We start from the raw sequence: 12,873 nt of genomic DNA on the forward strand, positions 1-12,873 counted from the left end.
GTTGTTGAGTAAAGAAACGCTGGGAATTTCGGACAATCATCATTACGACCACAAACGAAAGCGGCACAATCAGCAAGGCTACCAGGGTCATCTGCCATGAAATGGTCAACATCATCACCAGCACGCCCACTACACTGACAAACGATGTGATGATTTGGGTCAAGCTCTGATTGAGGGTCTGATTGACGGTATCCACATCATTGGTCAGACGGGAAAGTACCTCACCATGCGTGGTGCCGTCGAAATAACGGAACGGCATGCGGTTGATTTTTGACATAATCTGCTTGCGCAGCTGATAGGTTACCGTAATGGCCACATCGGTCATCAGCCAGCCCTGCAGGTAACTGAGGACAGAGGAAAACAGGTACAACCCCAGCACGGTAAGCAGAATTTGCCCGATACCCGCAAAATCAATACTGCCGGTGCCGCTCAACTGCGCCAGCAAACCTTCAAACAACTTGGTGGTTGCGCCGCCGAGGATTTTTGGACCAAGGATCGCAAAGACGGTTGAGCCGGCTGCCAGCAGAATCACGATGATGATCGTGATTTTGAAAGGATCCAGATAATGCAGTAACTTGCGCAGGGTTCCTTTGAAGTCTCTCGCCTTTTCAACCTTTCCCATCATCATATGTCCGCCAAAAGGTCCGCGGCCGCCGCCCATGGGGCCGCGCCCTGCGGAAGGCGGACGCATCGCGCCGCCTTCCGATTGCCTGGGTTTTCCATTGCCCGATGTCAGATGATTGGGTTGAGTCATGCCAGCACCTCCTCCCTCTTCAATTGCGAGAGGGCAATTTCTCGATAAACTTCACACTTTTCCAGTAATTCCTGATGGGTACCCTGGCAGATGATTTCACCTTCATCCAGCACGATAATTTGATCGGCATCTTTGATAGTCGCCACCCGTTGAGAAACGATAATCACCGTGCTTTCTTTCAGGCTTTGTTTCAAAGCCCGACGCAAGCGGGCATCCGTGCGGTAATCCAGCGCCGAAAAACTATCATCGAAGATGTAAATCGGGGCACGTTTGACCAGGGCTCGGGCAATGCTCAAGCGTTGCTTTTGTCCGCCCGAAAAGTTAATACCGCCCTGAGAAACGGGCAATTCCAATCCATCCGGGTTGGTCAGCACAAAATCACTCGCCTGAGCAATTTCCAGCGCCTGTTTGAGAATTTCTTCAGCAGCCTCTTCATTGGCATAGCGCAAGTTGCTCTCAATCGTACCGCTGAACAGGTTGCTCTGTTGAGGAATGTAGCCAATCTTATCGCGCAGTTCGCTCAGGCGCACCTCGCGAATATCCACGCCATCAATCAGGATGGCTCCACCGGTAACATCGTAAAAGCGCGGGATCAGGTTGACGACTGTGGATTTTCCCGACCCGGTCGTCCCGATGATGGCAGTGGTTTTTCCAGCCTCCGCCACAAAATTCAAGTTACACAACACATTTTCCTCTGCATCCGGGTAACGGAAGGACACGTTCTTGAATTCAATTCGTCCTCGAAACGGTTGCGGGAAGGATTTTGGCTGGGGGGGATCCACAACCGTTATTTCCGTTTCCAGCACGTCCGCAACGCGGTTGGCAGAAACATCGGCACGCGGGAACAGGATGAACAGAAACGAGAGCATCATGAAGGCAAATACAATTTGCATCGCATATTGCATGAAGGCCATCATATCGCCTACCTGCATACTCGCCTGGGCCACCTGTTGCGCCCCAATCCACAGAATTAACACCGAAATTCCGTTGAGAATGATCATCATGAACGGCATAACCATGACAAAAACGCGGTTGACAAACAGGCTGGTGCGGGTCAAATCAAAGTTTGCTTCTTCAAAGCGTTGTTCTTCGTGCTTTTGACGGTTGAAAGCACGCACCACCATCATCCCGCTCAAATTTTCACGGGCAATCAGATTCAGGCGGTCAACCAGACTCTGGATAATCTTAAATTTTGGGGTAGCAATGGCAAACACCACGCTGATCAGGCCGATCAGTGAAATCACTGCCACAGCAATAATCCACCACATATCCGCGCTTTTGTTCACCGCCCGAATAATGCCGCCAATCCCGATGATGGGCGCGTAAAAGACCATCCGAATCAGAATCATCATGACCATTTGAATCTGGGTAATGTCATTGGTCGAACGGGTAATTAACGAGGCGGTGGAGAATTTTTCAATCTCAGCCCCGGAAAAGCGCATGACTCGTTCAAACAGCAAGTGGCGCAGGTTACGCGCCAGCCCGGCGGCTACCCGCGAAGCCAGAAAACCCACCAGTACTATAGCCGCCGCGGAAAGAAGCGAGATGAGCAGCATTTGCCCGCCTACCCGCAGAATGTAATTGGTTTGTAACTGCCCGGTGTCCATTCCCAGCGCCTCATACTCCGCTTTAACCGACCGCGCGGCGGCCTGTACCAGGGCTTTTTCTCCACCAATGGTTTCAAATCGCTGGCTGACCGCCTGGCGGATCTGATTGCGCTGTGCCTCCGGCAGGTTCGCCATCAATGTAAACAGGTCCATGCCGGCCGGCAGACGAGAAAGGTCAAAAGACATGCCCGGCATAAGGGTTTGAGCCTGCTGGGGATCTTTCAGCACCTGCTCAATTCCCGAAATGATCAGCAAACCCTCTGCTACCGGCAATTCCAGATTTTTGAGAACCTCTGCATCGGTCTGACTAAGCACATAGACCGGTTCTTCTGCCAGCAGCGGATAGGTTTTGACAAGAGACGCAAAATCGGCGTCGGTCTGATCCACCAGCCGGTAAGATTTCAGCACCTGCTCCTTCTCATCCGGCGTTAAAAACAGCCCAAGATGCTGCATGGTCGTCTGACGCATTGCCTGCGGCAGACCATTTTCCACCCCGCCCTGCTGAATGCCAACATTAACAATTCTGGAAAGATAATCCGGCAATGCCAGATCGGCATTTGCCTGCACAAACAATAATAGAATTGCCAGAATCAACGGCAGTGCAAAGGGTTTCAAGTACTTAAGAATCCGAAACATTAATGTACCTCCTGATCAATACCTTTTTATAAACAGGCCTTAAACCGGCTCAATCTCTTTCATCCGCTCGGTCATCAATTCCAATGCCTGGATGATCTGTTCCATTTCCTCAGCAGTCAGATGATCCACCAGCTGATACAACCATTGCTGGCGGGCAAGTGTGCTTTCGGCAAGGATTTGCCGGCCTTTTTCGGTCAAGACCAGCTGCTTGTGTCGGCGGTCATTGGGATTTTCGCGGCGGGCAATCAAGCCCTGCTGCACCAGCCGATCCAGCAGCTGGCTGGAAGCGGCGGCAGTCACCCCCAATTCCTCGCTAATTTGCGAGATATTGCAATCCTGATTGTAGTGAATATGGCGCAGGGCTACCATTTGGGTCATCGAGAGACCCTGCTCCTTGGTATATTGCCAGAAAGAGCGCATGGAACGCTGCATAATCTGTCCCATGGCTCGTTCAAATACTTCCAGGTATTTTTGGCGAATTTGATCCATAAAATCCAATCCCTGTAAATAGTTAAGCGATGTTGAATATTAACTTATTTTGACAAATTGTCAAGAGGCAAAAGATTATACATCAGCCGTCTCCCGGTTCGAGGAAACGGCTGATTGATTGCCTGAATAAGGGTTGTCAGCGCAGACCGGTATCCACAAAATCCTTCAAAGGATTATCCGGGTCAGCGTATTCTTTCAGGACTTCCTCGTAGGTTTTCAAACCCATTGGACGGCGCTCCTCCCCCTGCTGATTGGGTTTAAGTCCTAAGAGGGTCTCGATTTCATCCCGTAATTGGCTGGCATGAGCAGCCTGTTGTTCAAAGGGTGAATGGCGCAAGCGGTGCGGCAGGGCTAATTCGGCGGCAATGGCAACATCTTCCAGGGTAATTCTATTCCGCCCCTCAAAGGCTGCCTGCGCCCGCGCTGTCTTTAAAATCACCATATCCGGACGATGACCATCCACCTGAAAGTGAGCCGTCAGCTGGGTGATCACCAGCAGGTCATCACGGGTATATTCCACCTGTTGAACCAGCCGGCGCGCCTGATGGATCTGAAAACCCAACTCCCGTTCGCGCGCCTGCCACTCGCGGCAAAATGCCTCCGGGTTTTCTTCATACGCCAGGCGGCGCTTCATGATGGCAACCCGTTCCAATGCGCTGCGTAATCCGCGCACCTGTACCGAAAGTCCAAACCGATCCAGTAATTGCGGGCGCAGATCGCCTTCCTCCGGATTCATTGTCCCAACCAGAATGAACCTCGCTGGATGGCTGAACGATACGCCCTCCCGTTCGATGATATTGACCCCCATGGCTGCCGAGTCGAGCAGCACATCCACCACATGATCATCCAGCAGATTGACTTCATCAATATAGAGCAGCCCGCGATTGGCTGCCGCCAGCACCCCCGGCTCAAAAGCCTTTTCCCCCTTTTGAATGGCTTTTTCAATGTCCAGCGTACCCACCACGCGGTCTTCGGTTGCCGAAATGGGTAAATTCACAAACGGGGTTGCACGGCTAATCACGGGCGGTCTCGCCCCCTCTGGAAAGCGCTGGCGGCATTCCGTACACCATTCTGTCGGGCGTTCAGGATCACACCCAAAACGGCAGCCTTCAATGACTTTGAGTTCCGGCAGCAAGGCTGCCAGGGCTCGCGCTGCGGTGGATTTGGCAGTTCCCCGTTCACCGCGGATGAGAACGCCGCCAATCCGCGAATCGATGGCATTCAGGATCAAAGCACGCTGCATGCGCTCCTGACCGACAATGGCGGTAAAGGGAAAATTGAATGTAAAGTGCTGCATGATTTCTATGCTACACCTGAATCATCTCCAAACGGCGCAGTTTGACACTATCCGTAGCGCGGGTTTTCTGGTGACGGCAAGCGATCACCTCTGCCAGAATAGCCACTGCAATTTCCTGCGGGGTGACTCCGCCCAAATCCAGCCCAATCGGAGCATACACCCGTTCTAATGAACGGGAATCATAGCCATCCTTCAGCAAATGTTCGCGGATGGTTCGGCATTTTGCCAGACTGCCAATCATGCCAATGTATGGAGCAGGGGTGGTCAGCGCATAGCGCAGGGCTGCTTCATCAGAAACATGATCGGTGGTGATTAACACCACATAGGAATCTTCGCCGAGTTTAACCTGTTCCAATTCCGGCACAGTAGCCAGACCAGCCTGAACATCTACAACCACCACATCAAAACCAGCGGCTTCTCCCATGATTTTGAGCGGTCTTCCAATATGTCCGCCGCCGACGATGACTAACTGGGGAGCAGGAAGAAAGGGTTGGATGAAAACAGTCACCTCCCCGCCGCACAGTGTGCCAATCGCGTCTTCCCCTTCCTCTGCCAGCTTATAGTGGAACAGACCGGCGCGGTGTTCCATTAAGGCCTTTGTGGCATCTGTGAGGATGGCCGACTCCAGCTTACCACCACCCACTGTCCCGGCGGTTTTCCCATCGGAGAGAAGCACAATTTGCGCTCCGACTTTCGCGGGTGATGCCCCGTGGACTTCCACCACCGTGGCCAGCACCGCCGGTTGACGGTTCTCAATGGCCTGCGCAAGTTGCTGAATGGCTTTGGACATTTTTACTTCCTCAATGGGATTGAACAGCCTCTTTCAGCCAGTTTTCAATTTCGGTTTTGGATGGAATTCTGCCATAGGAGACCACTTTACCTTCAATCACCAGCCCCGGCGTTGCCAGAATCGGGTACTGCATGATATCCGCATGATTGGTCACCTTTTCAAACTCGGCTTCTATTCCAAGCAAAGCAACCACCTCACGGGTTACGGCCTCAAGCCGCTTGCAATTTGCACAACCGACACCCAAAATCTTAATATTTAACATCTCCATCACCTCAGTAAAAATATATTCGTACGAATGAATATCATTATAATCCCTAATTATCTCAATACCAGTGACAAGTGTAAGAGATTTTTAGGAGAGGTCTCACAGAAAAGATACCCCAAATGGTTTTCCTGCTTTTAATCTATAAGCAGCTATTCAGGTTATAATCTACATAACACATCCCACTTCACGGTGAATTTCCTTGTCTCCCCTATCCGAAGCAGAATTACGAGAAATTGTACTGCGGGTCATTCAACAAACTACCGGCCAAACCTCCACCGGAGTGGTCGGTAACCCTGCGCCTTCCTCCGAGCCGGCTTCGATCAATAAGGTCATCGCCATTGGTGCAGATCACGGCGGCTTTGAACTCAAGGAAATCTTAAAAAAAGACCTTGTGGAAGCAGGGTATTCCATCATTGACGTTGGAACGAACAGCAAAGATTCTGTGGACTACCCGGACTTTGCCCACGCGGTTGCTATTCAAGTTGCCAGCGGTAAAGCATGGCGCGGTGTGATGATTGACGGTGCTGGAATCGGCTCCTGCATGGTTGCCAACAAAGTCCCCGGTATTCGGGCTGCCATGGCCTATGACATTTCCTCGGCAATTAACAGCCGTGAACACAACGACAGCAATATACTCACCCTGGGTGCTGGTCTGATCGGCGTCAATTTAGCCCGACAAATTCTCAAAACCTGGCTGGAAACCGCCTTTGCGGGCGGCCGTCACAGCCGGAGGATTGAAAAAATCATCGCTATTGAAAAGGAATACCTCAAGGGAGGTTGAACCCGCATGAATAACGATGCCAAAACAATTGCCTCACTGGTTGAAATCATCACTCGCGAAGTTTTGACGGTTCTGATGGAACGTCAAAACCCTAGCGGAGATAATGGAGAGCACTGCGAATTTTCCTGCGCTGAAGGGATTTGTGTTCAAACTTGTTTTGACAAAGTTGGGCAGGTCATTCATGCCGGCGCAGAGCGGGTTTCGAACGGACTGGGCGGTGTTCCGCAAGACATGAAAATTGCCAGCATGATTGATCACACCCTGTTAAAACCCGATGCCACCCAGGAACAAATTGCCCAACTGTGCTTCGAAGCCAAACGATTTGGTTTTGCTTCCGTCTGCGTTAATCCAACCTGGATTGAATTGTGCGCCAAACTGCTCCAGGGTACGCCGGTAAAAGTTTGCACAGTGATTGGTTTTCCGCTGGGTGCCAACACCCCGGAAGTCAAGGCTTACGAAACGGGGCAGGCCATCCAACTCGGCGCCCAGGAAGTGGACATGGTGATCAACATCGGCGCGCTTAAATCCCGTGACTTGCAGCTGGTTGCCCGCGATATTCGCGGTGTGGTCAAGACCGCCCATGAAAAAGGTGTGCTGGTCAAAGTCATCATTGAAACCGCTTTGCTGACCGATGAGGAAAAAGTCATTGCCTGCTTAATTGCCAAAGAAGTAGGCGCCGATTTCGTCAAAACCTCTACCGGTTTTTCTGGCGGAGGTGCCACCGCTAATGATGTCGCCCTCATGCGCCGGGTGGTTGGCCCGCAACTGGGTGTCAAAGCCTCCGGCGGGGTGCGCACCTATGAAGATGCCGAACAAATGATTAAAGCCGGTGCAAACCGCATTGGTGCCAGCGCCAGTGTTAAAATCATCTCTGGCGCACAACCCGCCGACTCACCAGCCAAAACGCCCGAAGCGGTTCTGCAAAAAAGTTATTGAGGGGAGAAGAAATCATGCTGATCGCCAAAGTAATCGGCACAACCGTGGCAACCATCAAGGATGAAAAACTGGCCGGACGCAAACTTTTGGTCGTCCGCCCGACCGATGAGTTTGGAAACCCCAGCGGCAAACCTTACGTGGCAATTGACACGGTAGATGCCGGCATCGGGGATCTGGTGCTGACCTGTGCCGGCTCCTCGGCCCGCCAGACCGCCCTGACCAAAGACACCCCCGTGGATGCGGTCATCATGGCAATCATCGATACCCTGGAAGTTGAGGGGCAAATTACTTTTCAGAAATCCCCCTGATACCCCTTAAACCAACATGTTGCTTGGCATTGTCAAAGGTAATGCGGTATGTACCATGAAATACCCCGGCACACAGGGGTTGAAATTGCTGGTTGTTCAGCCGGTCAATAAACACCTGCAACCGCTGGGAGGGTTGCAAGTCGCAGCCGATACCGTCCAGGCCGGCGAGGGTGACCTATGCGTGATGGTGCGCGCCCGCGAAGCCGCTTTAGCCTTGCCGGATAAGAAATTTGTCCCGATTGATCTGGCGCTGGTTGGTATTGTAGATGAACTGGAAGTCAGAAGTGACGAATCCTTTAAACTCACCCTCCAAAGGGGTTGGAACCCATACTCATAAGGCCAAAACATGATACTCGCCAAGGTTGTCGGCACAGTGGTTACCACCATCAGTCATCCCGATTATAAAAATCGGAGGTTGCTGGTCGTACAGCCGCTTGGTTTGGAAGATGAAGCCCCCGATACCGACTTCATCGCTCTCGACAATACCCACGCAGGCATCGGGGATACTGTTCTGGTCAACCGTGAGGGGAACGGCGCCCGTCAGGTATTACAAAACCCCAATGCCTGCGTCATTTCGGTGATCGTTGGAATTGTCGATTCGGTCTACCTGCAAGAGTGAATTTCACTACCACGCCATTTCTGGTTCTTGGACAAGGCTGGTTCCAGCAATCCGCTGAGCTACCAGAAGCCGGTGTTCTTCCTCCACCAAGACGATCCCGATGCTGGCTAATTTTCGGCAGATTTCTGCATCCAAATGAAGAGAATATTCATAAACCGATAACAGCCGGTCAGTGTCATCATCTGCTGCCAGCCGATTGATTGAAACAGCGCCGCACTCGACACACTGGTGAATCAACATCAATTCACCTTGCAGAAAACTGCCGTACTTTTTACGTTGTCGTTTGAAGGTCAATCCAATTGGCTTCATATTGCCTTTACAGGCACTCAACCGGTCACCGGCAGCGTATAAATCCACATGACGCGACCACAGGCAGTAGGGGCAGTGATTTCGGTTGGACACACTGCTCAGAATTGGATTTATGGATACCCAATTTCCACAGTGCTTGCAGGTAAAATCCTGTTGGCTGGGGTAAAAGCGCTTCTTCATGCTGAACCTCGCAACCTCAGGTAACTTCGGTAACGGCGCGGATGAATATGGCCTTCCAGCACAGCTCGGCGAACGGCGCAGCCGGGTTCTTCATCATGGGCACAGTTCAGCCCGAATTTGCATTTTCCGAGGAAATCTCGCATCTCCGGGAAGCTGGCTGCTAGTTCATCCGCGGGTATATCCCACAGACCGAATTCCCGCATGCCGGGAGAGTCTATGATTGCACCTCCACCCTGGAGGGGTAGCATTTCTAAATGAGTGGTGGTATGCCGTCCCTTGCCGGTGATCGGATTGACATCCCCAACCCTTAACTGTCTTCCTGCTTGTAATGCATTCAACAACGATGATTTTCCAACACCCGATTTGCCGATAACCAGCGAAACCCGTCCGGTCAGGATGGAGCGCAAATCATCCAGACCTTCACCCGTCCGCGTGCTCGTAAAAATCACCGGATAGCCAATTCGGCGAAAATCTTCGAGGATCTGCATGGTTTCCTGGTCAGATTGATGATTCTGGTTTTCGAGCAAATCCATTTTGGTCATGCAGATCACTGCCGATAAACCGGCATCTTCGCTTGCCAAAAGGTAGCGATCCAGTAAATTCCAGTGAGGATCGGGCTGGGCGATAGAGAAAATCGCAAGGACTTGGTCTAAATTTGCCGCAATGACCTGTTCGTGTGGGTATTTATCCGGCATGGAAAGTGCCGCTCGCCTGCCAAAACCATTCCGGCGCGGCATTACAGCCGTAATGACACCTTGCTGGCTGGCCATTAAGCGTACCCGGACTTCATCTCCAACCGTTATTGACGCAAACGAACCCGCTGAGTCCTTTTTGAGCTTATTACTTTTCAAACTGCCCAACAAGCTGCACGGGATGATTCGATCATCAACGCTCACTTCAAAAGCACTATTCAATTTTTTGGTGATAACACCCAAAAGTTCGTTCTCACAATCGTGGTGAAACATGGTTGAAATTCCTTATTAAACAAAAACACCAGCCTCGAATTTTTCCGTGGCTGGTGCCAATGATTTCCTACTGCTGACTTAAAGTCAGTCAAACATCTCTGGTGACATGCTGCAATATTGCCGGAAGGCAATCCACCTCACGAACACCCGGAAATTAAAAAGCCACGGGAATGAGCACGCCGTGGCTGCAGATCGTTTCGTTCAGAAAATCAGAATCAGCAAGCTCTCCCGAAAGGCAGGCGCGCCCATACGGCTCGATTGCAAACAAGCACCGATCCTGCTGTAAACATACAACGCCTCTCCTTCCGTAGAATTAATTAGATAAAAAGTTTATATCAGGCTTTGGTAACCCTGTCAAGGTGATATTCATCCGCTGTTATTGCAACCCCATTGTAAAAACAGGCCAGTTCATGACCGGCATCCGCAAATATCCGAACAGCCTGACCTTCGGGAAACATGCGGTAGTGGGGCTGAAAAGCCTCCAGAACCAGCCCGGAAGTGAGGCGGATTTGGTAAACATTCAACACCCCCTTGAAGATGCGCGAGAGAATCACGCCGTTTGTTTCCCCATGGAGATCAAAGCCTAAATCGTCTGCACGCACCGCCAGCTCTACCGAACTGCCAAATGGTAATGCAACCCGCTGAGGAATCAAACCAATTTCGGTTTCAATCCCCTGCTCAACCACTTTCCCCGGCAGCAGATTGGCATTTCCCATAAATTCGGCTACAAAGCGGTTTGCCGGATGGGAAAAAATACGCTCCGGGGAATCTGCCTGTTGAACATGACCCTGATTCATCACTGCCAGCCGGTCACCCATATACAGCGCCTCTTCCTGATCGTGCGTCACAAACAGGGCAGTCAGATGAAGGTTCTTAAGCAACCAGCGGACTTCCTCACGCAATTTCAGGCGCAAATCCATATCCAGACTGGAAAAGGGTTCATCCAGCAGTAAAACCTTTGGTTGAGGCGCCAGCGCCCGGGCAAGCGCAACCCGCTGCCGTTCTCCACCGGAAAGCTGATGCGGCATTCGCTTTGCCAGTCCACTCAGGCCCACCAGTTCGAGCATCTCTGCTACCCGCTGTTTAACTTGGGCGGGGGATTTTTTGTGCAATCCAAAAGCGACATTTTCTGCCACTGACAAATGTGGAAAAATGGCGTAATCCTGAAAGACTACACCAATTTGTCGTTTTTCTGGAGGAACAAAAGTATCCTCATTACTGAGCGGCCTGCCCTGCATCCAGATTTCACCCCGATCCGGACGTTCAAAACCGGCAATCAGGCGCAGGGTGGTCGTTTTACCGCAGCCGCTGGGTCCAACCAGGGCAAGGATTTCTCCATCGCGCAATTCAAGGTTCAAACCGCTGACCGCGGGTTGAGAAGAATAACATTTTTCTAACTGACAACACTCAATCAAATTGTCATTCATGTTCGTTGAGCAGATCCTTCATCAGAGGTATGGTGATTGATTAGCAAAATAGAAATTGAAGAGACCAGGATTAGAATAAGCGCCGGTAAAGCCGCCCGCGCAAAGTAAGCTTCAGAGACCGCTCCCCACACCTGTGTGGCCAGCGTGGAAAAACCGGTCGGTGCAAGCAGCAAAGTAGCCGGTAATTCTTTCATGGCGGTCAAAAACACCAGTGCTGCCGCCGCCGACGCACCGGGCATCACCAGAGGCAGCGTAATCCGTTGAAAAACGCGAAGCGGCGAATGCCCCAAACTGGCAGCCGCCTCTTCAAGACTGGGCTGCACCTGCCGAAGAACAGCCTGCAGATTGCCAACCGCCTGCGGTAGGAACAGTATTACATAGGCCAGCAAAAGCATGAACAGAGTCTGATACATCAACGGCAGGTAATTTGCTCCAAGAAAGACTAGGGAGAGGGCAATGACCACTCCCGGCACAGCATATCCCAAATAGCTCCATTTTTCGATCAGTTGACTGAAGAAACCGGGTCGGCGAACCGAGAGGAGTGATGCCGGCAGTGCCGCGATCACGGTAATCACCGCCGCCAGACCGGAAGCCGTCAGTGAACCGGTCAAAGGGCGCAACCAGCCGCTCAGTTGTTCGCCAGCCGCCAGTCCGCGCACCAGCCAGTAAAAAAGCACCCCAGCCGGTAGAATCAGAGCGCCAAGCAGCACTCCAATAATGATCACAATTGCCGCCACCCGCCAGTGACCCAGATCAACCGGTGGAGCGGGATGCACGGCCGTGTAGGGTTGTTCGGCGGAAGACCGCCGCATGCGTTGCTCTCCCACCAGAAAGCCAATCGTGATCAGCACCAGCACCAGCGAAAGTAACGCAGCAGCCGAGCGGTCAATGGAGGATTGATATTGCAGATAAATTGCCCGCGTGAAGGTGGTAAAACGCAGGATAGAAACAGCCCCAAAATCGCGCAGGACATACAACCCCACCAGCAGACTGCTGGCAGCCAGCGCCGGGCGGAGTTGCGAAAGGGTTACTTTCCAAAAAGTTTTCCAGACCGAGTAACCCAGACTGCGGGCTGCCTCTTCCAGAGATCGATCGGTGCGGATTAACCCCGCCCGCACCGCCAGAAACACATAGGGATAGGTCATCAGGGTCAAAACCAGCCATGCTCCCCAAAAGCCATAGATGGAAGGCAGCCGTTCAATACCCAGCCAGCCTTCCAGTAGATTCTGGAGCAGGCCGCGCGGCGCAAACAGGGAAACGAACAAATATGCGCTCACATAACTGGGAATGACCAGCGGCAAAGGCAGCAATGCAGCCCAGAGCGTTTTACCCGGCAGGTTCGTGCGCGTGACCAGCCATGCCGTCGGCAGGCCAATGATGACCGCCGAAAGCATTACCGCAAGCGCCAAACCGATACTTTGCCCCATGATTTGCAGGGTTTGCAGGCGCAGCAGCCAGCTCCACGCCGCCGGACTTGCCCCGGCGGCCCGAATGACCAGATAGAATAACG

Annotated in this window: 15 protein-coding genes; 5 read left to right on the forward strand and 10 right to left on the reverse strand. The window is 52.1% G+C overall.

The window, feature by feature from the left end:
• The 6 genes from VAE48_RS13305 to VAE48_RS13330 form a co-directional block, all read right to left on the reverse strand.
• Nucleotides 1–691 (reverse strand): ABC transporter ATP-binding protein (locus VAE48_RS13305; RefSeq protein WP_416181049.1); only part of this gene is annotated, 691 nt, incomplete at its 3' end.
• Nucleotides 692–750: 59 nt separating this feature from the next.
• Nucleotides 751–2,997 carry an ABC transporter ATP-binding protein gene (locus VAE48_RS13310; protein ID WP_322793818.1) on the reverse strand — a complete coding sequence of 749 codons (2,247 nt, stop codon included), beginning with the start codon at nucleotides 2,995–2,997 and terminating at the stop codon, nucleotides 751–753.
• Between the two features lie 39 nt (nucleotides 2,998–3,036).
• On the reverse strand, nucleotides 3,037–3,486 hold the full coding sequence (locus tag VAE48_RS13315; RefSeq protein WP_322793819.1) for a MarR family transcriptional regulator: 450 nt from the start codon (nucleotides 3,484–3,486) through the stop codon (nucleotides 3,037–3,039).
• A gap of 136 nt (nucleotides 3,487–3,622) precedes the next feature.
• Nucleotides 3,623–4,783, reverse strand: a complete 1,161-nt coding sequence (locus VAE48_RS13320; protein ID WP_322793820.1) for an ATP-binding protein — start codon at nucleotides 4,781–4,783, stop codon at nucleotides 3,623–3,625.
• Between the two features lie 10 nt (nucleotides 4,784–4,793).
• A complete protein-coding gene (locus VAE48_RS13325) occupies nucleotides 4,794–5,573 on the reverse strand; it encodes an XdhC family protein (RefSeq protein ID WP_322793821.1) in 780 nt (259 codons plus the stop codon).
• Between the two features lie 10 nt (nucleotides 5,574–5,583).
• Nucleotides 5,584–5,835 (reverse strand): thioredoxin family protein, encoded by a 252-nt coding sequence (locus tag VAE48_RS13330; protein WP_322793822.1) that lies wholly within the window; start codon nucleotides 5,833–5,835, stop codon nucleotides 5,584–5,586.
• A gap of 202 nt (nucleotides 5,836–6,037) precedes the next feature.
• Between VAE48_RS13330 and rpiB the strand changes: the two genes are divergently transcribed.
• The 5 genes from rpiB to VAE48_RS13355 all read left to right on the forward strand — a co-directional run bounded on the left by rpiB (nucleotide 6,038) and on the right by VAE48_RS13355 (nucleotide 8,482).
• Complete coding sequence (gene rpiB / locus VAE48_RS13335) at nucleotides 6,038–6,619, forward strand: ribose 5-phosphate isomerase B (protein ID WP_322793823.1); 582 nt, start codon at nucleotides 6,038–6,040, stop codon at nucleotides 6,617–6,619.
• Between the two features lie 231 nt (nucleotides 6,620–6,850).
• Entirely contained in the window at nucleotides 6,851–7,555 is a 705-nt protein-coding gene (deoC, locus tag VAE48_RS13340; RefSeq protein ID WP_416181050.1) for a deoxyribose-phosphate aldolase, read from the forward strand.
• Between the two features lie 14 nt (nucleotides 7,556–7,569).
• Nucleotides 7,570–7,863 carry a EutN/CcmL family microcompartment protein gene (locus VAE48_RS13345; protein ID WP_322793825.1) on the forward strand — a complete coding sequence of 98 codons (294 nt, stop codon included), beginning with the start codon at nucleotides 7,570–7,572 and terminating at the stop codon, nucleotides 7,861–7,863.
• A 16-nt stretch (nucleotides 7,864–7,879) separates the two neighbouring features.
• Entirely contained in the window at nucleotides 7,880–8,200 is a 321-nt protein-coding gene (locus VAE48_RS13350; RefSeq protein WP_322793826.1) for a EutN/CcmL family microcompartment protein, read from the forward strand.
• 9 nt (nucleotides 8,201–8,209) lie between these two features.
• Nucleotides 8,210–8,482, forward strand: coding sequence for a EutN/CcmL family microcompartment protein (locus VAE48_RS13355; RefSeq protein WP_322793827.1), 273 nt, complete (start codon nucleotides 8,210–8,212; stop codon nucleotides 8,480–8,482).
• 6 nt (nucleotides 8,483–8,488) lie between these two features.
• On the opposite strand, the gene VAE48_RS13360 is transcribed toward VAE48_RS13355, so the two are convergent.
• The 4 genes from VAE48_RS13360 to VAE48_RS13375 all read right to left on the reverse strand — a co-directional run.
• Nucleotides 8,489–8,971, reverse strand: coding sequence for an RNHCP domain-containing protein (locus VAE48_RS13360; RefSeq protein ID WP_322793828.1), 483 nt, complete (start codon nucleotides 8,969–8,971; stop codon nucleotides 8,489–8,491).
• On the reverse strand, nucleotides 8,968–9,936 hold the full coding sequence (gene rsgA / locus VAE48_RS13365) for a ribosome small subunit-dependent GTPase A (RefSeq protein WP_322793829.1): 969 nt from the start codon (nucleotides 9,934–9,936) through the stop codon (nucleotides 8,968–8,970). The genes VAE48_RS13360 and rsgA overlap by 4 nt, the downstream gene beginning before the upstream one ends.
• A 335-nt stretch (nucleotides 9,937–10,271) precedes the next feature.
• Nucleotides 10,272–11,363, reverse strand: a complete 1,092-nt coding sequence (locus VAE48_RS13370) for an ABC transporter ATP-binding protein (protein ID WP_322793830.1) — start codon at nucleotides 11,361–11,363, stop codon at nucleotides 10,272–10,274.
• The coding region (locus VAE48_RS13375; protein WP_322793831.1) for an iron ABC transporter permease at nucleotides 11,360–12,873 on the reverse strand (1,514 nt) is incomplete at its 5' end. The genes VAE48_RS13375 and VAE48_RS13370, both read right to left, overlap by 4 nt.

The sequence above is a fragment of the Bellilinea sp. genome (genome assembly GCF_034432615.1).
Classification (GTDB): domain Bacteria; phylum Chloroflexota; class Anaerolineae; order Anaerolineales; family Anaerolineaceae; genus Bellilinea.

Coding starts and splice junctions, on each gene's coding strand:
- VAE48_RS13310 (WP_322793818.1), bottom strand. CDS start 2,997: ATGTTTCGGATTCTTAAGTACTTGAAACCCTTTGCACTGCCGTTGATT.
- VAE48_RS13315 (WP_322793819.1), bottom strand. CDS start 3,486: ATGGATCAAATTCGCCAAAAATACCTGGAAGTATTTGAACGAGCCATG.
- VAE48_RS13320 (WP_322793820.1), bottom strand. CDS start 4,783: ATGCAGCACTTTACATTCAATTTTCCCTTTACCGCCATTGTCGGTCAG.
- VAE48_RS13325 (WP_322793821.1), bottom strand. CDS start 5,573: ATGTCCAAAGCCATTCAGCAACTTGCGCAGGCCATTGAGAACCGTCAA.
- VAE48_RS13330 (WP_322793822.1), bottom strand. CDS start 5,835: ATGTTAAATATTAAGATTTTGGGTGTCGGTTGTGCAAATTGCAAGCGG.
- deoC (WP_416181050.1), top strand. CDS start 6,851: ATGAAAATTGCCAGCATGATTGATCACACCCTGTTAAAACCCGATGCC.
- VAE48_RS13345 (WP_322793825.1), top strand. CDS start 7,570: ATGCTGATCGCCAAAGTAATCGGCACAACCGTGGCAACCATCAAGGAT.
- VAE48_RS13350 (WP_322793826.1), top strand. CDS start 7,880: ATGTTGCTTGGCATTGTCAAAGGTAATGCGGTATGTACCATGAAATAC.
- VAE48_RS13355 (WP_322793827.1), top strand. CDS start 8,210: ATGATACTCGCCAAGGTTGTCGGCACAGTGGTTACCACCATCAGTCAT.
- VAE48_RS13360 (WP_322793828.1), bottom strand. CDS start 8,971: ATGAAGAAGCGCTTTTACCCCAGCCAACAGGATTTTACCTGCAAGCAC.
- rsgA (WP_322793829.1), bottom strand. CDS start 9,936: ATGTTTCACCACGATTGTGAGAACGAACTTTTGGGTGTTATCACCAAA.
- VAE48_RS13370 (WP_322793830.1), bottom strand. CDS start 11,363: ATGAATGACAATTTGATTGAGTGTTGTCAGTTAGAAAAATGTTATTCT.